Source organism: Streptomyces sp. NPDC056061 (assembly GCF_042266885.1).
GTDB lineage: Bacteria > Actinomycetota > Actinomycetes > Streptomycetales > Streptomycetaceae > Streptomyces.
This window is the reverse complement of record NZ_JBHJWQ010000001.1, coordinates 423,827-446,027: the sequence shown is the minus strand read 5'-3', so window position 1 is coordinate 446,027 and position 22,201 is coordinate 423,827. Positions and strand designations below refer to the sequence as shown.

The 22,201-nt window shown below is 73.5% G+C and carries 11 protein-coding genes; 3 read left to right on the top strand and 8 right to left on the bottom strand.

The genetic code is table 11. From position 1 onward, the window contains the following. The 3 genes from ACFC79_RS01975 to ACFC79_RS01965 form a co-directional block, all read right to left on the bottom strand. Window positions 1-3,834, bottom strand: coding sequence for a UvrD-helicase domain-containing protein (locus tag ACFC79_RS01975; protein ID WP_376233887.1), 3,834 nt, complete (start codon window positions 3,832-3,834; stop codon window positions 1-3). 90 nt (window positions 3,835-3,924) lie between these two features. Further along, window positions 3,925-7,362: an ATP-dependent helicase gene (locus ACFC79_RS01970; protein WP_376233884.1), complete on the bottom strand. Its 3,438-nt coding sequence runs from the start codon at window positions 7,360-7,362 to the stop codon at window positions 3,925-3,927. A gap of 524 nt (window positions 7,363-7,886) precedes the next feature. Continuing rightward, window positions 7,887-8,435, bottom strand: a complete 549-nt coding sequence (locus ACFC79_RS01965; protein WP_376233881.1) for an MGMT family protein — start codon at window positions 8,433-8,435, stop codon at window positions 7,887-7,889. A gap of 221 nt (window positions 8,436-8,656) precedes the next feature. Here ACFC79_RS01965 and ACFC79_RS01960 point away from each other — a divergent pair, with 221 nt between their 5' ends. The 3 genes from ACFC79_RS01960 to ACFC79_RS01950 all read left to right on the top strand — a co-directional run bounded on the left by ACFC79_RS01960 (window position 8,657) and on the right by ACFC79_RS01950 (window position 15,284). Next, on the top strand, window positions 8,657-11,509 hold the full coding sequence (locus tag ACFC79_RS01960) for a lysylphosphatidylglycerol synthase domain-containing protein (protein WP_376233878.1): 2,853 nt from the start codon (window positions 8,657-8,659) through the stop codon (window positions 11,507-11,509). Window positions 11,510-11,843: 334 nt separating this feature from the next. After that, window positions 11,844-13,451, top strand: coding sequence for an alpha/beta hydrolase (locus ACFC79_RS01955; protein WP_376233875.1), 1,608 nt, complete (start codon window positions 11,844-11,846; stop codon window positions 13,449-13,451). A 246-nt stretch (window positions 13,452-13,697) separates the two neighbouring features. Next, window positions 13,698-15,284 carry an alpha/beta hydrolase gene (locus ACFC79_RS01950; protein WP_376233872.1) on the top strand — a complete coding sequence of 529 codons (1,587 nt, stop codon included), beginning with the start codon at window positions 13,698-13,700 and terminating at the stop codon, window positions 15,282-15,284. 138 nt (window positions 15,285-15,422) lie between these two features. Here the strand turns inward: ACFC79_RS01950 and moeZ are convergent, their stop codons facing one another. The 5 genes from moeZ to ACFC79_RS01925 all read right to left on the bottom strand — a co-directional run bounded on the left by moeZ (window position 15,423) and on the right by ACFC79_RS01925 (window position 22,198). Then, window positions 15,423-16,601, bottom strand: coding sequence for an adenylyltransferase/sulfurtransferase MoeZ (moeZ, locus tag ACFC79_RS01945; protein ID WP_376233869.1), 1,179 nt, complete (start codon window positions 16,599-16,601; stop codon window positions 15,423-15,425). A gap of 85 nt (window positions 16,602-16,686) precedes the next feature. Continuing rightward, the gene (locus tag ACFC79_RS01940; RefSeq protein ID WP_376233866.1) at window positions 16,687-17,583 is read right to left on the bottom strand and encodes a spherulation-specific family 4 protein; all 897 of its coding nucleotides are present in this window, start codon (window positions 17,581-17,583) and stop codon (window positions 16,687-16,689) included. After that, on the bottom strand, window positions 17,571-18,536 hold the full coding sequence (locus ACFC79_RS01935) for an NAD-dependent epimerase/dehydratase family protein (RefSeq protein WP_376233863.1): 966 nt from the start codon (window positions 18,534-18,536) through the stop codon (window positions 17,571-17,573). The genes ACFC79_RS01940 and ACFC79_RS01935 overlap by 13 nt, the downstream gene beginning before the upstream one ends. Before the next feature lie 196 nt (window positions 18,537-18,732). Further along, the gene (locus tag ACFC79_RS01930; RefSeq protein WP_376233860.1) at window positions 18,733-20,199 is read right to left on the bottom strand and encodes a hypothetical protein; all 1,467 of its coding nucleotides are present in this window, start codon (window positions 20,197-20,199) and stop codon (window positions 18,733-18,735) included. Between the two features lie 79 nt (window positions 20,200-20,278). Continuing rightward, window positions 20,279-22,198 carry a glycosyltransferase gene (locus ACFC79_RS01925; protein ID WP_376233857.1) on the bottom strand — a complete coding sequence of 640 codons (1,920 nt, stop codon included), beginning with the start codon at window positions 22,196-22,198 and terminating at the stop codon, window positions 20,279-20,281. Window positions 22,199-22,201 lie beyond the last annotated feature (3 nt).

The window sequence follows — 22,201 nt, the reverse complement described above, 5'->3', positions numbered from 1 at the left end:
CTATCGGCCCGCGGGAGGTGGCTCGTCCAGCAGGATCCGCTCCAGCTCCGCCCGGCCCGGGAGGCGGGTGGGGCGGACGGTCTCCCCGCTGCGCACGTACAGGAACGTGGCGGTGACGGCGGTGAGCGGCAGGCCGTGCAGTTCTGCCCAGGCCAGGCGGTAGACCGCGAGCTGGAGCGGGTCGGCGGTGTGCGTGCGGGCGGTCTTCCAGTCGACGATCTCGTAGCCGTCCTCGGTGCGGTACACCGCGTCGATACGGCCTCGGATCACCCGGCCGGCGAGGGTGATCTGGAACGGCGTCTCCACCCGGTACGGGGTACGGCGGGCGTACGGGGTGCGCTCGAACGCCTCCTTGAGCGCGGCGAGGTCCCGCTCGTCGGCGATCTCGGCGTCGCTCGCGTCGCCGCCGGGCAGCTCGTCCGGGCCGAGCATGGGCAGCGGGATCTCCTCGAAGCGGGACTCCACCCAGGCGTGGAAGCGGGTGCCCCGGCGGGCGGCGGGCTGCGGCGGTTGCGGCATCGGACGGGCCAGCTCCCGGGCGAAACCGTCGGGGTCGTCGGCGAGCTTCAGCAGTTGGGTGGCGGAGAGCGCCGGAGGGACGAGGACGTCGCGCACGGTGGCGCGGGCGCGGCGCAGTTCACCGGTGAGGGCGTCGAGGTCACGGTCCCAGGAGGCGAGGGTGCGGGCGTCCTCGGGGGTCAACGGGGCAAGGCCGTGTCGCCCGGCGTGCTCCGACGTCCGGGCCGCCGGAACGTGAGGCGCCGCCGGGTGGGGGGCGGAAGGGGGCCGGGGCCCGGGGGGGTGCGGGGCCGGGGTTGCTGCGGACCGGGGCCGGGTCGGTGGCGCCTCCCGGCCGATGGTGGACTTCTCGGCCTCGCGGTCGCCCCGCTCGCCGGCCCCGTCCTCGAACAGGTCCTCGTGCCGGTGCTCGATCAGGCTCTCGCGCCGGTTCTCGGCCCGGTCCCGGTTCTCGGCCCGGTCCTCGTGCTCGGTCCGGTCCTCGGCATCGTCGGGGTACGCGTCGTCGGGGAAGGGGTCCTGGTCGGCGCACTCGGCGCCCTCGGGGAACAGGTCGTCGTACGCGGTGTCGTCGTACGCGGTGTCGTCGTACGCGGTGTCGTCGTACGCGGTGTCGTCGGGGCCGTCGTGCGGGCCGGGGCTGTCGTACGGCTCCGGGGGGACGGGCGGTGCCTCGTACGCGTCCGGCACGCCTCCCGCCGCGGCCAGGGCCTCCAGATGCGCCATCACCGTGTCCGCGGCGGCCCTGCGGCGGGTCAGCGCGGTGTCGTCGAGGGGAAGCGGCCACGCCTGGTCGGCCTGCCGCTCCGCGAGCGCCGGGTTCTCCTCGTCCTCGGCCGGTTCGGCAGCCCATGCCTCGATCTCGCCGTGTCCGGCGGCGCAGTGCTCGTACAACGCGTGCAGGAAGGCGGACGGGCCGCGCGGCCTCTTCTGCGTCGGGCCCCACCAGTGGCCGGAGCCGAGCAGCAGACTGCGCGGTCTGGTGAAGGTGACGTATCCCAGGCGCAGTTCCTCGGTGTGCTGGTGCTCCTTCATCGCCTCCTTGAACGCCTTGAGTCCCTTGGCGTCCCAGGAGTCGGGGTCGGGGAGGGTGACCGCGTCCCCGCGCAGGGCGTGCGGGAGGACCTGCGGCTGGGACGTCCAGGCATCGCGGGACTGGGTACTGGGGAACTGGCCGGTGATCAGGCCAGGTACCGCGACGACGTCCCATTCCAGGCCCTTCGACTTGTGGGCGGTGAGGACCTTGACGGTGTTCTCGCCGCCGGGGAGGGCGTTGTCCAGGCCCTTCTCGTACTGAACGGCGGTGCGCAGGAAGCCCAGGAAGGCGAGGAGGGTGGCCTCGCCGTCGACACCGGCGAAGCGGGCCGCCACATCGAGGAAGTTGGCGAGGGTCTCGCGGCGGCGCGCCGCCAGCGCGTGGGGTGACGCGGAGAGCTCGACCTCCAGGCCGGTGGTGGCGAGGACGCGGTGCAGCACGTCCATCAGGGGGTCGGCCAACGAGCGGCGCAGGTCGCGCAACTCGGCCGCCAGACGGGCGAAGCGGACGCGGGCCTCGGTGGAGAACGGCAGTCCGTCGTCCGCTCCACCGCCCGATTCGAGGAAGGTGTCCAGCGCGTCGGCGAGCGAGACCACCTCGGCCGGGTCGGTGCCTTCGACTGCCTCGGCCAGACGCCGGTCGGGGTCCTGGCCGTCCTCGTCGGCGTGGGTCGCACGGTGCACGAGGAGGCGGGCGCGGCGGCCGAGGAGGGCCAGGTCCCGGGGGCCGATCCGCCAGCGGGGGCCGGTGAGCAGCCGGACCAGGGAGGCGTTGGCCCCGGGGTCCTGGAGCACCGAGCAGACCGCGACCAGGTCGGCGACCTCGGGCAGGTGCAGCAGCCCGGACAGGCCGACGACCTCGACGGGGATGTCGCGGGCCACCAGCGCGGCCTGGATCTCCGGGAAGTCACCCGCGGTGCGGCACAGGACGGCGATCTCGCGGGGTTCCTTGTCGGTCCGCAGCACCAGGTGGGCGATCGAGTCGGCGAGCCAGTCGATCTCCTCGGCATGGGTGCGGAGCAGGGCGCATCGGACGGTGCCGTCCCGCTCGGCGCCCGGGGCGGGACGCAGGGCCTCGACGCCCTCGTGCATGGCCCGCAGGGGCGCGGCGAGACCGTTGGCGAGGTGGAGGAGCCGGCCGCCGCTGCGCCGGTTCTCGCTGAGCGAGTATCGGGTGGCGGGGGTGCCGTCGGCGTGCGGGAAGTGGAGCGGGAAGTCGTCGAGGTTGGCCACGGAGGCTCCGCGCCAGCCGTAGATCGCCTGGCACGGGTCGCCGACGGCGGTGACCGCGTGTCCGGTCGGCGCCGCCGCCCGCGCCTCCGATTCCAGGCCCTGCCCGGTCGTCGCCCCGTCGTCCGGTCCGTTCGGATCCTGTCCCCGCCCGGTCGGCGCCCCGGCGTCGTCGGGGCCGCGGCCGAAGAGGGCGGACAGCAGGAGGCGCTGGGCGACCGAGGTGTCCTGGTACTCGTCGAGCAGCACGACCCGGAATTCGTCGCGCAGGATCGCGCCGACCTCCGGCCGGGTGAGCGCCAGCTCGGCGGAGAGGGCGATCTGGTCGCCGAAGTCGAGGAGGTCGCGGTTCCTCTTGGCCTCGCGGTAGCGCCGGGTCAGGTCCAGCAGTTCGCGTCGGGCTCCGGAAGTCTCGGGGATCTTGCGCAGTTCGGCGTTGCTGAGCCGGGCCGATTCGAGCGTGCGGAGCAGGTCGGTGTCGTACTCCGCAAGCGCCTCAGGGCGTACGAGGTGCTCGGCCAGCTCCGCGTCGAGAGCCAGAAGATCGCTGACCAATGTGGGAAACGACCTGGTCAGGGCCGGGTACGGGCCGGGTGCCTCGCGCAGCACACGAGCGGCGAGCTGGTAGCGGGTGGCGTCGGCGAGGAGCCGGGTGGTGGGTTCCAGGCCGATGCGCAGCCCGTGTTCGGTGAGGAGCCGGCCGGCAAACGCGTGGTACGTCGAGATGCTGGGCTCGCCCGGCGGATTGTCCTGGTCGATGGCGTCCGGGTCGGTGACCCCGGCCGCGATCAGGGCCTTGCGGACGCGCTCCGCGAGTTCACCCGCCGCCTTGTTGGTGAAGGTGAGTCCGAGGACCTGCTCGGGGGCCACCTGTCCCGTCCCCACCAGCCACACCACGCGCGCCGCCATCACCGTGGTCTTTCCCGACCCGGCTCCGGCGACGATCACCTGCGGAGCGGGCGGGGCCGTGATGCAGGCCATCTGCTCCGGGGTGAACGGGATCCCGAGGAGTTCCTTCAGCTGCTCGGGATCGGTGATTCGTGAGGACACCCGATCGAGGCTAACCGCCCGGACCGACAGGGGCGCGGTTGCCGGGGTCCGCACCTCGGCCGTAACCGGAGGTCGCTCCGGCCTCGGAGGTCACTCCAGGATGTGGCGGCCCTCCGGCCGGGCGCTGCACGAGGCGTGGAAGGCGCAGTGCGTGCAGTGCCCGCCCGTGGTGGGGGTGAAGCGTTCGTCCAGGACGCGGCCGGCGGCCGTGGCCAGCAGGTCGGACACCCACGCGCCGGAGAGCGGTTCCTGTGCCTGCACCTTGGGAAGGGCGTCACCGCCCTCCTTCTTGGGGGCGGGCTGGCGCAGCTGGACGAGTTCGGCGCCACCGGGCTCGGGGCGCCGTCCGTCGAAGACCTCGTCGACCGCTCCTTCGCGCACGGCCAGCTGGTACACGGCGAGCTGGGCGTGGTGGGCGACCTCGTCCCTGGTGGGGGACTGCTTGCCGGTCTTGAAGTCGACGACGTATGCCCGGCCCCCGGCGTCCTGCTCGACCCGGTCCATGGATCCCCGGATGCGGACCCGGTACTCCCCCGCCTCCAACGTCACGTCGAATTCGTGCTCGGTCGCGGTGGCCGCGCGGCCGGTGCGGTCCATGACGTGCCAGCGCAGGAAGCGTTCGAGAGCGATCCGTGCCTGTTCCTTCTCCTGCCGGGACTTCCAGGGGGCGTCGAAGGCGAGTCCGTCCCAGACCGAGTCCAACCGCTCCATCAGGACGGCGAGGTCGGCAGGGGTGCGGCCGGAGGCCACCTCGTCGGCGAGTACGTGGACGACGTTGCCGAAGCCCTGCGCGGCGGTCGCCGGGGCGTCCGCCTTGACCTCGCGGCCGAGGAACCACTGGAGCGCGCAGGTGTTGGCGAGCTGGTCCAGGGCACTTCCCGAGAGGACCACGGGCCGGTCCCGGTCGCGGAGCGGGACGGCGGAACGGGTCGGTTCGTGCAGGCCCCACCAGCGGTGCGGATGGGCCGACGGCACGAGCGGCTGGCCCTCGTCGTCGGTGAGCGCGGCGAGGCGGGCGAGGCGGTGGGCGGCCTCCTCGCGCAGGGCGTCGGAGGCGTCGGGGTCGACGGTGGTGGCACGGAGCTCGGCGACGAGGGCCGCAACGGCGAGCGGGCGGCGCGGGCGGCCGGTGACGTCGTGCGGTTCGACGCCGAGTTCGGTGAGGAAGCGGGACGGCTGGTCGCCGTCGTCGGCGGGTGCCTTGACCGCGGTGACGACCAGACGCTCGCGGGCACGGGTCGCCGCGACGTAGAAGAGGCGGCGCTCCTCGGCGAGCAGCGCGCCGGGGCTGAGGGGTTCGGCGAGTCCGTCGCGGCCGATCCGGTCCGCCTCCAGCAGCGAACCGCGACGGCGCAGGTCCGGCCAGAGCCCCTCCTGCACACCCGCGACGACGACGAGGCGCCACTCCAGTCCCTTCGACCGGTGCGCGGTCATCAGCCGTACGGCGTCGGGGCGCAGCGCGCGCCGGGAGAGGGTGTCGGCGGCGATGTCCTGGGCGTCGACCTCCTCCAGGAAGTTGAGCGCGCCGCGCCCGCCGGTGCGTTCCTCGGCGCGGGCCGCGGTGTCGAAGAGGGCGCAGACGGCGTCGAGGTCGCGGTCGGCGTTGCGACCGGCCGCTCCCCCGCGCAGCGCGGCACGCTCCAGCCGTCCCGGCCAGGAGGTGCCGGCCCACAGCTCCCACAGGGCCTCCTCCGCGGTGCCGCCCCCTTCGAGGAGCTCGCGCGCCTTGCGCAGCAGCGCGCCGAGACGCTGGGCGCCGCGGGCGTACGCCGGATCGTGCGTGACGAGCCGCTCCGGCTCGGCGAGTGCGCGGGCCAGCAGGTCGCCGGAGGGGGGAGGTACGCGATTCCCCGCAGCCCGCTCCTCGTCGCGCAGGGCGCGGCCGAGCCTGCGCAGGTCCGCGGCGTCCATGGAGCCGAGGGGGGAGGCGAGCAGGGCCAGGGCGGTCTCGGTGTCCATCCAGGAGGTGACTGCCGCCGCTTCGGCCTCCGATACCACAGGATCCGACTCCGGAACCTCTGGTACCTCTGGGATCTCCAGGGCTTGCGGGGCTTGCGGGGCTTGCGGGGCTTGCGGGGAAGGCGATTCCGCTCCCGGCGTGCCCCGGCGCAGGGCCGCCATGGCGACCGCGCGGAGCGCCGTCAGGAGTGGTGCCACCGCCGGCTCGTGGCGCAGCGGGAGGTCGTCGCCGTCGATCTCCAGAGGGACACCCGCCGAGGTCAGGGCCCGGCGCACGGAAGGGATCGTCCGCCCACCGGCGCGTACCAGCACCGCCATCTCGTTCCACGGGACGCCGTCCTCCAGATGCGCCCGGCGCAGCAGGTCGGCGATGTTCTCGAGTTCGGCGGAGGCGGTCGGATAGGTGTACGCCTCCACGCTGCCGCCCTCGTGGACCGCGGCGAGCTCCCGGTGGGCGCGGACCTTCGCCCCGGGCAGCCGGTTCAGGGGCATGCGGCGGGTGAGCAGCCGGGTGGCGTCGAGCAGCAGCCCGGCGGAACGGCGTGAGGTGGTGAGGACGCCGACCGGGGCCGGGGCGCCGTCGGCCCGGCGGAACGTCTCCGGGAAGTCGAGGATGCCGTTCACGTCGGCGCCCCGGAACGCGTAGATCGACTGGTCGGGGTCGCCGAAGGCGATCAGGTCCCGGCCGCCCCCGGCGCCCGGGGCGGATCCCCGGTTGCCGGCCAGGGCGCGCAGCAGCCGCACCTGAGCCGGGTCGGTGTCCTGGTACTCGTCCACGAACACCGCGTCGTACTGCCCGGCAAGCTGTGCCGACACCTCCGGGCGCTCCGCGAGCAGCACCGCCCGGTGGACCAGCTCCGCGTAGTCCAGCACCCCCTGCGCGTCCAGCACGTCCAGGTACTCGGCGAGGAACCCGGCCGCGGCGCCCCAGTCCGGCCGGCCGGTGCGGCGGGCGAAGGCGGCAAGGGCGTCCGCGCCGAGGCCCAGCTCGCGACTGCGGGCGAGCACCGCCCGCACCTCGTCCGCGAAGCCGCGCGTGGTCAGGCAGGCCCGCAGCTCGTCGGGCCAGCGGATGTGGGGGAAGCCGTCCCGTTCCAGTTCGAGCTGGCCGGCGAGCAGCTCGCGGACCGTGACGTCCTGCTCCGGTCCGGAGAGCAGCCGCATCGGCTCGGCGAAGAGGTCGGCGTCCTGGTGGGCGCGGACCAGTGCGTAACAGAAGGAGTGGAAGGTGGTGGCCTGCGGCCCGCGGGCGGCGCCGAGCCGGACCGCCATCCGATCGCGCAGCTCCACGGCGGCCTTGCGGCTGAAGGTGAGAACCAGGATGCGGGCCGGGTCGGCGCCGCGTGCCACCCGCGCCGCCACCGCCTCGACGAGCGTGGTCGTCTTGCCGGTGCCGGGCCCGGCGAGCACCAGGAGCGGACCGCCGGGGTGCTCAACCACGGCACGCTGCGCCGCGTCCAGAAGAGGGGGTTCCACGGAGCCCGGCGGCGTGCGTACCAGCCGGTACGCGCCCGCGGTCCGCGACCGTGGCTGACGGTGCGGACTATGCCGGGTGGTGGTGGAGCTCACGTGGATCGCCGGTCCTGGTGGGTGTACGGGTGAGGCTGGATGTGCGGCCGTGTGGGTGTACGGGTGAGGTTGGATGTAGAGGTTGGTGAATGTACGGGTTTGTGGGTGTACGGGTGAGAGGGGTGCGGTGCGTGCCGCGAACTGACGACGCTACGCCAGTGGGAGCACTGCGCGGGGCGAGTCCGCTGCGTGACGCGTCACGTTCGGTGCCCGGCTTCCCGTCGTGCTCCGGGCCCCGGGCCGTATGCCCCGTGTGCCGGGTGGCATCGCGTACCGCGCCGGGCGCTCCGGCGCACCCGCATCCGGCCTCGCCGTCGGATCCAACGCCCGAGACGACCTCGCCCGCCACGCCGCCCGCCGACCCGCCCGTTCCTCCGTGTCGTACATCACGCGCAGCGTCGTACACGGGGGCGCATCCCGTGCGTCCCGGGTTCCCCCGGGCCTCGGCACGGGTCCCCTACCGGATTCCGAGCACGTCGTACGGGCCCGGCGCCGCCCGCCGCGCCCCCGGATGGCGGAAGCTGTCAGGTGTGAGCACCTCCGTCCGCGTCCCGGTCCGCATCGGCGTCGCCATCGGCATCGCCGACGGCGCCGTTCCACCGTGCCCGCTTCATGTCGAGGCGCGGCAGATGGCCCGCCGCGCCCCGCGACGCCTCGCGCAACGGGGTGCTCTCGGCCCGGTAGTGGTCCAGCGCCCGCAGTTCGTGGCCGGGCAGCAGCGTGCCGTCGGCACGCACCACGCGCCACCACGGAACGGCGGCCCCGTACAGCGCCATGACCCGGCCCACCTGGCGCGGGCCGCCGTCGCCCAGCCACTCCGCGACGTCGCCGTACGTCATGACACGGCCGGGCGGAATCAGTTCGGCGACGTCGAGGACCCGCTCCGCGTATTCCGGCAGCGCGTCGGCCTCCCCGCCGCCGTCGTACGTTCCGGCACCGTCCGTCACGTCACCGTTCCCGTCGTCGTCATGCGCTCCGGCGCCGTCCGTCCCGCCGTCGTGCGTCCCGCTCGTCGCGTCGTCACGGATCGCCCCCGTGCCCGCGTCCTCGGCACCCGTCCGGTATTGGCTCATCCCGCCCATCCTGCCGTACGCCACCGACAGCCCGGCCCGATCCACGAGCACCGCTCAGTGAGGCGTGCGTGCGGGGGCAAAGGAGCGTATGTTGCGCTTCGCGTATCCGCGCGGTACGTCCTCATGCCCTTCCCCGTCGCCGGACCGTGCCACCATCGTGCAGGCGGTGACCGGTGATACGAGAACACGAAGACCATTCCGAGGCGACGAAGGAGCAGGGCGTGCAGCCACCGAAGGCGGCGGACGCCCCTGATGCCGAGTCGTCCCCGGAGACGTCGGACGGCCCCGTCGATCCGGCACCTGCCGACCCGCCTCCCGTCGGTCCGTCCCCCGACGACCGGACGACGCCCGGCCGCGAACCCGCGGAGGCAGCCGGACGCCCCGAGCCCGCCGGACATCCCGAGCACCCGGAGCCGCTCGGCCACCCGGGAGGGGCGACGCTGTCGACCGCGGCGGCGGAACGGGCCGAACGCGTCTCCGGCGACGAGCCGCTGCTCCCCGCCCGGGTACACCGCCCCTCCGACCTCATGCGACTGCTCATCGGTGTGCTGGCGGTCGCCGTCCTGTTCGCGATCGCGGCGTTCGCCCACGGCATGACCGCCGGTCTCGAACAGGACATCAACAAGGGCACCGGCCAGGCGCCCGACGTCCTGATCAAGCTCGCCGGTCTGGTCTCCAGCATCGCCGTACTCCTCGTACCGGTCGTCTTCGCCATCGAGCGGCTGATCAAACGCGACGGGTTGAGGATCGCGGACGGCGTGCTCGCCGCCGTCCTGGCGCACGGCGTCTCGCTCGCCGCCGACCTCTGGGTCGCCGAATCGGCACCCGGCACCATCAAGGACGCGCTGACCCAGCCGCAGCCCGGGGACGCGCTCACCGACCCCGTGCACGGCTACCTCGCCCCCGTGATCGCCTATATGACGGCGGTCGGGATGGCGAGACGGCCGCGCTGGCGCGTCGTGCTGTGGGTGGTGCTGCTGCTCGACGCGTTCGCCATGCTGGTCGGCGGCTTCACCACACCGTTCTCGATCATCCTCACCGTGCTGATCGGCTGGTCCGTGGCGTACGGCACGCTGTACGCGGTCGGCTCGCCCAACGTACGGCCGACCGGGCAGCACCTGATGGCCGGTCTGCGCCGGGTCGGCTTCCGGCCCGTCACCGCGATGCGCGCCGAGGACGCCCCCGACTCCGGCGACCAGGGCGACCGGGGACGCCGCTATGTGGTCACCCTGGAGAACGGGCCGCCGCTGGACGTGACGGTCGTCGACCGCGAGCAGCAGGCCCAGGGCTTCTTCTATCGGGTGTGGCGCAGGCTCACCCTGCGCGGCATCACCGAGCGCCGCTCGATCCAGTCGCTGCGCCAGGCACTGGAACAGGAAGCACTGCTCGCGTACGCGGCCATCGCCGCCGGGGCCAACGCGCCCAAGCTGATCGCCACCTCCGAGCTCGGGCCGGACGCCGTGATGCTGGTCTACGAGCGGATCGGCGGGCGTTCCCTCGACTCGCTGGAGGACGCGGAGATCACCGACGAGCTGTTGCACGACGCCTGGCGTCAGGTGAGGGCACTCCAGTCCCGACGGATCGCGCACCGCAGGCTCACCGGCGACGCCATCCTGGTGGATCATTCGGGCACGGTGTTCGTCACCGATCTGCGCGGCGGCGAGATCGCGGCCGGTGATCTGGTGCTGCGGATGGATGTGGCACAGCTGCTGACCACCGCGGGGCTGCGGGTGGGTGCCGAGCGGGCCGTCGCCGGTGCGCTGGAGGTGCTCGGCCCGGACGCCGTCGCGGACTGCCTGCCACTGCTCCAGCCGATCGCGCTGAGCCGCTCGACCCGGGCCGCGCTGCGGCGCCTCGCCCGTGAGCGTTCGCAGCGCGAGCGCGAGGCGGTGCTGGCGGCGTCGGACGCGGCCAAACGGGCCAGGGCGTCGGAACACGGCGCGGACCGGGGTGCGGCCTCCGACACCGCCGCCGACCGCAAGGCCGCCCGGAAGTCGCTGCGAGTCCAGAAACAGGCCGAGAAGCGGGCCATGGACGAGGCCCTGGAAGGGGCCCGCGAGGAGGACCTGCTCTCGCAGATGCGCCAACAGGTGCTGCGCATCCGGCCACAGGCACCGGTCGAACCGGTCCGGCTGGAACGCATCAAGCCACGCACCCTGGTCAGCTGCATCGCCGGTGCGATCGCCGCGTACTTCCTCATCTCGCAGGTGACCCAGCCCGATTTCGGCGCGGTCGCCGAGCAGGCGGAATGGGGCTGGGTGGCGGCCGCGGTCGGCTTCTCGGCCCTCAGCTACGTCGCGGCGGCGATGAGCCTGCTGGGCTTCGTGCCGGAACGGGTGCCGTTCGGGAAGACCGTGCTGGCGCAGGTCGCCGGATCCTTCGTGAAGATCGTCGCCCCGGCGGCGGTCGGCGGTGTGGCGCTGAACACCCGCTTCCTGCAACGGGCCGGGGTGCGTCCGGGACTCGCCGTGGCGAGTGTCGGTGCCTCCCAGCTGTTCGGTCTCGGCTGCCACATCCTGCTGCTCGCCGCGTTCGGCTATCTGACCGGCACGGAGAAGACTCCGTCCTCGCTCACCCCGTCCCGGACCGTGATCGCCGGGCTGCTGACGGTCGCCGTGCTGGTGCTGGTGGTGACGGCGGTCCCGTTCCTGCGGAAGTTCGTGGTGACGCGGGTGCGGTCCCTGTTCGCCGGGGTCGTTCCGCGCATGCTCGACGTGGTGCAGCGCCCGCAGAAGCTGCTCACCGGCATCGGCGGGATGCTGCTGCTGACCGGCCTGTTCGTGATGTGCCTGGACGCGTCGATCCGGGCGTTCAGCGGACCGGACGTGCCGCACCTCAGCTACGCCAGTGTCGCGGTGGTCTTCCTCGCGGGCAACGCGCTGGGGTCGGCGGCGCCCACCCCGGGCGGGATGGGCGCGGTCGAGGGCGCACTGACGCTGGGACTGATCGCGGTCGGGCTGCCGAAGGAGGTCGCGGCACCGGCCGTGCTGCTGTACCGGCTGCTGACGCTGTGGCTGCCGGTGCTGCCGGGCTGGATCTGCTTCAACCATCTGACGCGCAAGGGCGAACTCTGACCCACGCGAACTCTGACCCACGCGAACTCTGACCCACGCGAACCCCGACCCACGCGGGCGCGATCCCGAATCGCAGGAACAATCTCCGCGCGGACGCAAGCCCGCCCACGCGGACACGCCCCGAATCACCGGGGCGACGGCTCCGAACCGCAGGACCGAAAGCCCCGAGCCGCGAGGCCGGCGCCGACGGGCACCGGCGCCGACGGCCCCTCATGTTCCCGTACGTTCCCGTCGCCGCGTCCACGCGTCCGGTCGGGCGACCGGTGCCGCTCCCGCCACCCGCTTGGACCGGTGCCCCGTGCACGGGCCCGGTCCGCCCCGCACGATGGGCACCATGAGGACCTCCCCCGCCCTGCGTGCCGCCGCTCTCGCCGCCACCGCCACCGTGCTCCTTCCCCTCACCGCCTGCTCGGGGAGCGGCGACGACACCGGCCCGGAGGGTCCCCGCAGTTCCCCGCTCGCGGCGAATGCCGCCGAGGCGAGCAGCGGCCCCGGCGGCCTCGCGTCCCAGAAGCTGACGTGGAAACCCTGTCCCGCGCCGACCCCGGCCCAGGGCGGCGGAAAGGCCCCCACGCCCCTGCCCGGCGGCGCCCGGTGGGAATGCTCGTTCATGAAGGCCCCGCTCGACTACGCGAGGCCCAACAGCGGCACGATCGACCTGGCGCTCATCCGGGCCAGGGCCAAGGACCCGGCCCGGCGGATCGGTTCCCTGATCTTCAACTTCGGCGGTCCCGGCGCCTCCGGCGTCGCCACCCTGCCCGCGTTCGGCACCGACTACGACAAGCTCCGCGCCCGCTACGACCTGGTCAGCTTCGACCCGCGCGGAGTCGGCAGCAGCGCCGGCGTGAAGTGCGAGTCGGACCGGCAGCTCGACGCCCGTTACGAAACCGACGGCACCCCGGACACCGCCGCCGAGGTGAACGCCGTCGTCGAGGACGCCAAGGCGTTCGCCGCGGCCTGCGAGAGGAACTCCGGTCGGGTGCTCCCCTACGTCGGCACCACCGAGGCCGCCCGCGACATGGACCTGATGCGCCAGGTGCTCGGCGACCGGAAGCTGTACTACTTCGGCATCTCGTACGGCACCGCACTGGGCGGCGTCTACGCCCACCTCTTCCCGCGGAACGTCGGCAGGTCGGTGCTGGACGCGGTGATCGACCCGACCCTGAACTCCGAACAGGCATCGCTCGGCCAGGCCAAGGGGTTCCAGCTCGCACTGGACAGCTTCACCAAGGACTGCGCGGAACGCGGCGAGGCATGCAAGCTGCCCGGCTCCACCGGCAAGGAGGTCGAGCAGGGGATCTCCGATCTGCTCACCCGGCTGGAGAAGAAGCCCGTCGCGGGGCTCGGCGACCGGCAGCTGACCCAGACCCTCGCCACCACCGGCATCGCGGCGGCCCTCTACTCCAAGGAGACCTGGCCCCTGCTGGAGGAAGGGGTGGACGAGGCCGACGGCGGCAGCGGCGCGCTGCTCCTCGCCCTGGCCGATTCCCTCAACGGCCGTTCCCAGGACGGCCGTTACAACAACTCGATGGCCGCCAACACCGCCATCAACTGCGCGGACTCCAAGGAGCGGTTCACCGCGGAGCAGACCGAGGCGAAGCTCCCCCAGTTCCGGTCCGCCTCGCCGGTCTTCGGCGACTACCTGGGCTGGGGCCTGATGTCCTGCACCGGCTGGCCGGTGGCGGGCGCCTGGGAGACCCCGGACGTCAGCGCCCCGGGCTCGGCCCCGATCCTGGTCGTCGGCAACACCGGCGACCCGGCCACCCCGTACGCGGGCGCGAGGGCGATGGCCGATGCGCTGGGCAAGGGCGTCGGCGTGCAGATGACGTACCGGGGCCAGGGGCACGGCGCGTACAACAGCGGCAACGCCTGCGTGCAGAAGGCCGTGGGCGACTACCTGATGGACGGAAAGGTCCCGGCGGCCGGGACGGTCTGCGCATGACCCCGGTCGGCACCGTCCGCCCATAGCCCCGGCCGGTCGGCACCGTCCGCCCACAACCCCGGCCGGGGCGGTCCGCGCGTGGCCCCGGACCGTCACTGCTCGTCGGCGGCCGGTATCCGTCTCGTTAGCATGGGCGCACCTTCCGTACGTACCCGGCGCTTCGGGGCGTACGTCGCACGGAGGGCGTGCCCGCGCACGGGCCGGGCGGACATGGACGGGCGGGGCCCGTCGGGGAGGACGTACAACGTGGCCGGACACGCACGCGCCGGAGCACTTACGGGTGCCGCGCTGCTGCTGACGGGACTGCTCGCCGGATGTGGCGGGGGCGAGGACGACAAGCCGGCCGATCGGGCGGACCGCGTCGCGGCATCCGCGCCCGGGGCGCCGGGCGCCACCCCGGCCGAGCCGTCGGGGCCCCCTCCGCTGCCCGCCGCCCTCACCTCCCAGCGGCCGGACTGGAAGCGCTGCAAGGCCCCCGAGGGCGGCAGCGCACCCGGCGGCGCCTGGCGGTGTGCGACCGTCGACGTACCCCTGGACTACGCGAAGCCGGACGGCGACACGATCGGGATCGCGCTGATCCGCAAGGAGGCCCGGGACAAGGGCCGACGCCTCGGCTCGATGCTCTTCAACTTCGGCGGCCCCGGCGGTTCCGGGGTCTCGACGCTGCCGCGCGCCGCCGAGGCGCTGTCCTACGAGAAGCTCAACACCCGCTACGACCTGGTGAGTTTCGACCCGCGCGGGGTCGCGCTCAGCGAAGGCGTCAACTGCCGCACCGACGAGGAGCAGGAGGAGGCCGTCCGGAAGGTCGACATGACCCCGGACACGGCGGCGGAGGAGGCGGTGTTCATGAAGGACGCCGCGGACTTCGGCGCCGGCTGCGCACGCCGCTCCGGCACGATCCTGCCGCACGTCGGCACGAGCAACGCCGCCCGCGACATGGACCTGATCCGCGAGGTGCTCGGCGACGAGAAGCTCACCTACTTCGGCATCTCGTACGGCACCGAGCTGGGCGGCACCTATGCCCACCTCTTCCCCACGAAGGTCGGACGCACCGTGCTGGACGCCGTCGTCGACCCGACCGCCGACGCCATCGGACACGCCCGCAATCAGACGGCCGGGTTCCAGCGGGCGCTGGAGAACTACCTCAAGGACCGCGGCCAGGACCCGAAGGCCGGTACCCGGCGCATCGCCCGGCTGCTGGAGCGGATCGACAAGAAGCCGCTGCCGACCGCCTCCGGCCGGAAGCTCAACGAGTCGATGGCCGTCACCGGCATCGTCATGCCGCTGTACTCGAAGAGCAGCTGGCCCTACCTGACGCAGGCGCTGGACGAGGCGGAGAACCGCGGCACCGGCACCATGCTGCTCCAGCTGGCCGACTCGTACAACGGCCGTGACGAGAAGGGGCACTACGACAACCAGAGCCATGCGCAGCGCGCCATCTCCTGCGCGGACAGCAGGCTCCGGCCGACGGCGGCCGAGGCGAGGGCGCTGGTGCCCGAATTCCGGAAGCTGTCCCCGGTGTTCGGCCCGTTCCTGGCCTGGGACACGGCAGGCTGGTGCGCCCAGTGGCCGGTGGCGGGCGAGCGCGACCACCCGGAGGCGAGCGCTCCCGGCGCCGGTCCGGTCCTGGTCGTCGGCACGACCGGCGACCCGGCCACGCCCTACGAAGGGGCGCGGAGGATGGCGGACGCGCTCGGCAAGGGCGTCGGCGTCCTGCTCACCAACAAGGGCGAGGGACACGGCTCGTACGGCGAGAGCGCGTGCGTGACGTCGACCGTGGACGCGTACTTCCTCGACGGCAAGGTCCCGGCGGACGGAAAGACCTGCTCCTGACGGAACGGAGCGCACGGCGAGGGGGCCGGTCCGCAACGCGCGGACCGGCCCCCTCGAAGCTCTCCCACTCGCACTCGGCGCGTGCGCAGCACACGGCTGCCCGGTGCGTACGCACCACACCGGCTGCCCGGTGCGTACTCAGTACACCGGCTTCTCGGGCTCGATCTGGTTGACCCAGCCGATCACGCCGCCCCCCACGTGCACCGCATCGGCGAAGCCCGCCGACTTGAGGACCGCGAGGACCTCGGCGCTGCGGACACCGGTCTTGCAGTGCAGGACGATGCGCCTGTCCTGCGGGAGGTCCTGGAGAGCGTTGCCCATCAGGAACTCGTTCTTCGGGATCAGCTTGGCGCCCGGGATGGACACGATCTCGAACTCGTTCGGCTCGCGGACATCGATGATCTCGATCTTCTCGTCCGCGTCGATCCACTCCTTGAGCTGCTTGGGAGTGATCGTGGAGCCGGCCGCCGCCTCCTGGGCCTCCTCGGACACGACGCCGCAGAATGCCTCGTAGTCGATGAGCTCGGTGACGGTCGGGTTCTGGCCGCAGACCGCGCAGTCGGGGTCCTTGCGGACCTTGACCTGACGGTACTGCATCTCCAGGGCGTCGTAGATCATCAGTCGGCCGACCAGCGGGTCACCGATACCGGCGATCAGCTTGATGGCCTCGTTGACCTGGATGGAACCGATCGAGGCGCAGAGCACCCCGAGCACGCCGCCCTCGGCGCACGACGGAACCATGCCCGGCGGGGGCGGCTCCGGGTAGAGGCAGCGGTAGCAGGGGCCGTGCTCGGACCAGAAGACGGACGCCTGCCCGTCGAACCGGTAGATCGAGCCCCAGATGTACGGCTTGTTCAGCAGGACCGCCGCGTCGTTGACCAGGTAGCGAGTGGCGAAGTTGTCCGTGCCGTCCACGATCAGGTCGTACTGCGCGAAGATGTCCATCACGTTGTCGGCCTCGAGCCGGCCCTCGTGAAGGACCACGTTCACGTACGGGTTGATGCCCAGCACCGAATCCTTGGCGGACTCGGCCTTGGAGCGGCCGATGTCGGCCTGGCTGTGGATGATCTGGCGCTGCAGGTTCGACTCGTCGACCTCGTCGAACTCCACGATGCCGAGCGTGCCGACACCGGCGGCGGCCAGGTACATCAGGGCCGGCGAGCCGAGACCGCCTGCGCCGACACAGAGCACCTTCGCGTTCTTCAGCCGCTTCTGTCCGTCCATCCCGACATCCGGGATGATCAGGTGGCGGGAGTACCTGCGGACCTCGTCGACGGTGAGCTCAGCAGCTGGCTCGACCAGGGGTGGCAGCGACACAGGAACCTCAACAATGCAGGTGGTCGGTTTTTACGTACTTCATCTGCGTACGGTTGTTCTTCCCGTAACACTGCCACGCCCCTTCTCATTCCGAGATACCAGGTCCGATCCGCGAGACGATTTCGTCCCAGTAGCTGGGCAGCGCCGCGAATGGGTCGGTCTGCCCGTGTTGGCCGTCCCGGTCCGTGAAGAAGATGGTGCCCGCGCCCTGCCAACGGGCGATGCGCATGGCCTCGTCGAGGTGGGTGCGCGGCACGCCGTGCACGAAGTGCGCGAACCGTTCCGGCGGATAACCGGCGGTCCACTCCGCCACCTGCGACCAGCGGTAGTCCGTCCACGGGCCGCAGAACGTGACCAGTTGGTCGGCGGCCTCGGCGTAGCCGGGGTGCGGGTGCTTGCCCAGCCCCAGCACCAACGGCCCGATCGCTTCACCCCGACCGGCCCGGCCGTCGTGACCGCCCTGACCGTCGTGGCTGTCGTAACCGGCGTGGCCGCCGTGCCGACCGTGCTCGCCGTGTTCGAGGACGGTGGCGAGGGTGCTGGTGAGGCGCCGGACCGCCGGGAGGTGGGCCCGTTCGGAGGGGCACCGGCCGAGGTAGAAGCCGTCGACGCGGTACCAGTCCAGGAAGGACTGCGCGTCGGCCATCAGCTCCCCGAAGGGGCGGCTGCCGAAGGCCAGGTCGAGGTGGCCGAGCAGTCGGCCGCCCGCCGCGCGGACCGTGTCGTACGGGGCGTCGCCGTGCAGCGCCCGCTCCCGCGCGTTGCGGAGCCGGCCCGCGGCCTCCAGGCAGTGCGGGTCGGGACGTGCGCCGGGACCGTCGTCGATGTTGAGAACGGCCCAGTGCAGCGGCGTGCCGGGGCGGGTGAGCTCGGCCCACTCCGTGGGCGCGAGCAGGGGGTGCGCGTACCCGGGGACCCCGAAGCCGAACTGTCCGGCGCCGTCGGTCCGGCGGGTGGTGCCGGTGGAGGTCAGATACGGCACGCCGCCTCCATCCAGATGTCGGCGAGGGATTCCTCCAGATTGATCCGGGGGCGCCAGCCGAGCCGGTCCCTCGCCGTGCGCACATCGGCCTGCTGCCAGGCACCGCAGCCGTCCGGGTACGGGGACGGGGTGGCCGAGAGGTGCTCGATGACCGATTCGTTCGAGGTGCGCGGGGCGCCGATGGGCAGCCGGGGCGGGGGCGCGTCCAGCTCGTGGAGCGCGCCCGCGTATCCGGCGACCCTGGCGAGGACCGAGGCGGCGTCCCGGAGGCGCACGGCGCGGCCGGTACCGATGTTGACGACGCCCTGCGCCGCGGAGAGCGAGGCGGCGTGCACGGCGCGCGCGACATCGCGCACGTCGACGAAGTCGCGCTGCACGCCGAGGCCGCTGAGCTTCAGCTCGCCGTCGCCGGACTGCATGGCCCGGCGCATCGCCTCCGCGAGCCTGCCGAGCGGTGAACCGGCCGGGGTGCCGGGGCCGACCGGGGAGAAGACCCGCAGCACGACCGCGTCGAGGCCGGAGCCGAGGACGAGCTCGGTGGCGGCGAGTTTGCTGACGCCGTACGGACCCCCGGGGCGCGGCAGCGCGTCCTCGGCGGTCGACGAACCGGGCTGCGAGGGCCCGTACTCCGATGCACAGCCGACCTGGACGAGCCGGGCCGTGCAGCCGCTGCGCCGCATCGCCTCGCAGACGGTGGCGACGGCGACGGTGTTGTGCCGGGTGAGGTCACGGGCCCCGCCGCGGGTGGCGCCCGCGCAGTTGACGACGACTCCGGGGTGGACGGCGTCGAGGAATCGGGTCAGCGCACCGGGGCTGCCGGTGGCGAGGTCGAACCGTACGTCGGCGTCGTCGCCGCGGCCGAGCGCCGTGAGGTGCACGGCCGGGTCGGCGAGCAACCGGTCGGCGACGAATCGGCCGAGGAATCCATTGGCTCCGAGCAGCAGCACCCTCATCGCGCGCCCCCTCGGTGCCGACGGCCGGCTGCCGGTGCGGGGGATTGGGGGGTCATGTCCGATGTCTCCTTCGGGAAGTGGAATGTGATGGGCGCAGGACCCGCGGCGTCGGCTCCGCGGGGCATGCGGTGGTTCGTGTGGGGGATGGTTCGGTGGCCCGGCTCCCCGTGGGGGCCGGGAGTCTCGGTCGCGTGGGTCACGCGGTGGGATGGGCCTCGTCTCCCGGTCGGCCCGGGGCGTGGGCGGACGCCCGGGAGAGGGTGTGATGGGCGTTGATCAGCAACCCGAACGCGGAGGCTCCGCAGGCGAGGACGGGTACGGCCCCGGTGCCCGCCGCCGCGACCAGGAGGTCGACGGGGCGGGCGAGGGCGTGCAGGCCGGGCAGCCGACCGGCCAGGACGAGGGCAGGTGCCAGCGCCTCGACGGCGCAGGCGGCGGCCAGCGCGACGGTGGCGGGTCCGGGGAATCCGCGCACCGTCGACAGCCTGGCCAGCAGGAGCAGCACGCCGAGCACGGCGGCCCCCGCGAGGCTCCCGCCACCGCCGTGGACCAGGCGCGCGAGGTACAACAGCGCGGCGAGGGCGCCGAGGTGGACGGCGACGGCTCCGAACAGCAGGGGGCGCACGCGCGCGGTGAACTCCTCCAGCGTGCGGCTGCCGATGAGCGCGCGGTGCGCCCGCAGGGAGACGAGGTGCACGCACCAGGCGGCGGGGGCGACGGAGAGCGCCAGCCCCAGCAGAGGTGCGGGGGTGAGGGCCCAGGGGCCCTCGGGCCCGCCGCTGAGCACCTGGTCGAGCAGGGCGTCACCGTACAGGACGTAACCCAGCAGCCAGCAGCCGTACACGTGGGCAGCAGCCGTGGGGCCGCCGACCGCGTGCAGGGGCCCGCTGCGCAGGCAGAGGGCGAGGCCGAGCAGCCCGAGCAGCGTTCCGGCGAGGCCGATCGCAAGTCTCGTCTGCCCGCCGAGCGACCCTTCGGTGAGCCTCAGCACGCCGAGGGTGGCGAGGCAGGCGGCTCCCGGTGCGAGCGCGCGGAGCGACCAGGCGGCGCGTGTCGTCGTGTCACGCTCCGGCGTGCGGTGTGCGGCTGCGGAATCCTCCGCGGCGGGCACCCGGGCGAAGAGTTCCTCCGCGAGCGAGAAGACGTCGCGGTGCCGGTAGCGGGCGGCCGCACGGTCGGTCATGCCGTGGTTCTCCAGTCCGGCGGCGATCTCCAGCGGGTCCACGGCCCGTCGGCACAGCTCGCGGTGCCGGGCCATCAGTGATGTCACCGGGTCCGCGGGGCCGCGGCGCGCGAGCGTACGTGTGCACGCCGGGACGGGGTGGGCGATCTCGGGGGCACGGAGTGCGGCGGCATCGCGCCCCGCGGTGTCCCCGGCGGCAGCGCCCGGTGCGGTGGCGTTCGCGGGCTGCGAGGCTGCGGGCGCACCGTCTCGCGGACCCCCACCACGTACCCCCTCGGCGGCGCCCCGGTGGGCGGAGCCCTCCGCCACGGAACCCTTTGCCACGGCATTCTCCGTCGCGGAGCCCTCCGCCACGGAGCCTTCCGTCGCGGCGGCCGGTCGCCCGCCGGGGCCGGAGGCCGGGGCGGGCGGGTGCGGGTCCCGGCCGCCGCCCGGGGTGGGCGTGGCGGGTGCGCCGGACACCTCGTTCGGGCGTCCCATCGTCTCTCCTCCCTGTTCGTCGCCCACCGCGTCGGTCCGTCCGGTCCGGCCGCCGCGGGCCCGCCGGTCCGTCTCCCGGTCACACATCGCCGCCACCCGCTCCCCCAGCTCCGGCGCGGACGGGCCCGGCCCCGACGGCCCAGCTCGGGGTGCGCCCGGCCGGTCCCGGCGAGGTGTCCCCGAAGGCCGTCCACAGGCCCGGGACATGGGCCTCGGGCGGGGTGGCGAACGGGCGCGGTCCACCGTCGGCGTCCACCGTGCCGGCCTCCCTGCGCACCGGAACCCGTGAGATCAGCTCCAGGTAGATGCCGCGGAAGGCCGCGACGTTCTGTTCCACGGTGAAGAGTTCGAGTGCGCGGGCGCGCGCTGCGGCACCGAGCCGTGCGCGGCGCTCGGGGTCGCGCAACAGCGCGAGGCAGGCATCGGCGAGCGCCTCGGGATTGCGCGGGGGGACGACGAGCCCGGTGCCGCCGATGACGTCGACCACCGCGCCGACATCCGCCGACACCGTGGCGCGTCCGCAGAACATCGCCTCGACGAGACCGGCGGGGAAGTGCTCGCCGGTGCCGGGCGGGACGACGACCCCGGCCGCGGCGTACGCCTCCACGACGTCCGCCGCCCCGGTTCCGCCGATGCCCTCGAAAGAGACCGGGCTGCCGCCGCCGTCGTGCGGGGCGTCGGCGGCTTCGGGGAACAACCGGGCGGCCAGTGCCCGGCAGCGCGCGAGGTGTCCGGCGCCCTCCGGCCCCGGCTCGGCCGTGCCGATGATCCGCAGCCGGACGGCCGGTTCGGCCCGGTGCACCTGCGCGAAGGCGTGCAGCAGTGTGATCAGGCCCTTGGCCGGCTCGATCCGGCCGACCCAGACGACCGTGTCGTCGGGACCGCTGTCACCGCTCTCCCCGAGCACCACGAACCGACCCGCGTCCAGACCGGGGTGAACGGTGCGCAGCTTCTCCCGTCCGGCACCGCACCGTTCCTGCCACCGGCGGGCGTCGGCGTCGCCGGGCGTGATGAGCGCGGCCTGCCGGTACACCTCGGCGGCGAGCCGTCGGTGGAATGCGGCGAGCACGGCGCGCACCGGCGCGCGCAGGGGCGTGCCGGCCGTGTCGAGATAGTGGGTCCGCACGTGTGCGCTGTGCTCGGTGACCAGCAGCGGCACTCCGAAGAAGCGTTTGGCCAGCAGTCCCGGTACCGCCACCGCTCCGCCGGACGCGGCATGGCAGAGGTCGACGGCGCCGAGGCTCCGTTCGTCGTACCAGTCGAACGAGAGGGGGCGCAGCAACTCCTCGATCCCGTGGGCGAGATGGAGGAGATCGGCGACACCGGCGGTCCGGGCCGCGCCGGTACTGCCCGGCGCGCGGCAGGCGGCTTCCAGTACGCGCACCGCGGTTTCCGAGCGGAGTGCCGCGCTCAGTCCTCCGCACTCCCGGGCGAGGTCGGCGAGTCCGTACAGCCCCTCGGCGAACCGCGCGTCGGCGGTCCCGACAACGGTGTGCCCCGCGCCGGCCCCTCCGGCGCCGCCGGTGTACTCCCGCTCGTCCATCCCGGTCACGCCGTTCGTTCCGGCCGCGTCGTTCACTCCGTTCACACCGTTCACACCGGTCACGCTCCCGCGCGTGCGCCCGGCGGCCGCGCCGTCATCCGGCGTGCCCGCCGCGCAGATCGACGTCGCGAGCGCCGTGAAGTGCGCCATGAAGCGCTGCCGTTCGCGCCGTCCGTACGCGCGTGGGCGCCGGCCCGTCGCCCTTCGGACGCGCGGCCTCCCGGGAGCCCGGGTGCCCGGGACGTGCCCGTCGGCCGTCCACAGCGGTGCCGTCCGTACCCGGCCGACGTGCGCCGGGAGCGGGACCGAGCCGCGTTCCTCCTGATCTGCGGAGCGGCTGAGCACGAAGAGATCGAACTCGTGCCGGTCGAGGCCGCGCACCAGGCGGTCGCACCAGAGCCCGGACTCACCGGACGCATAGGGATAGTCACCATCGGTGACGAATCCGATCCGCACGAG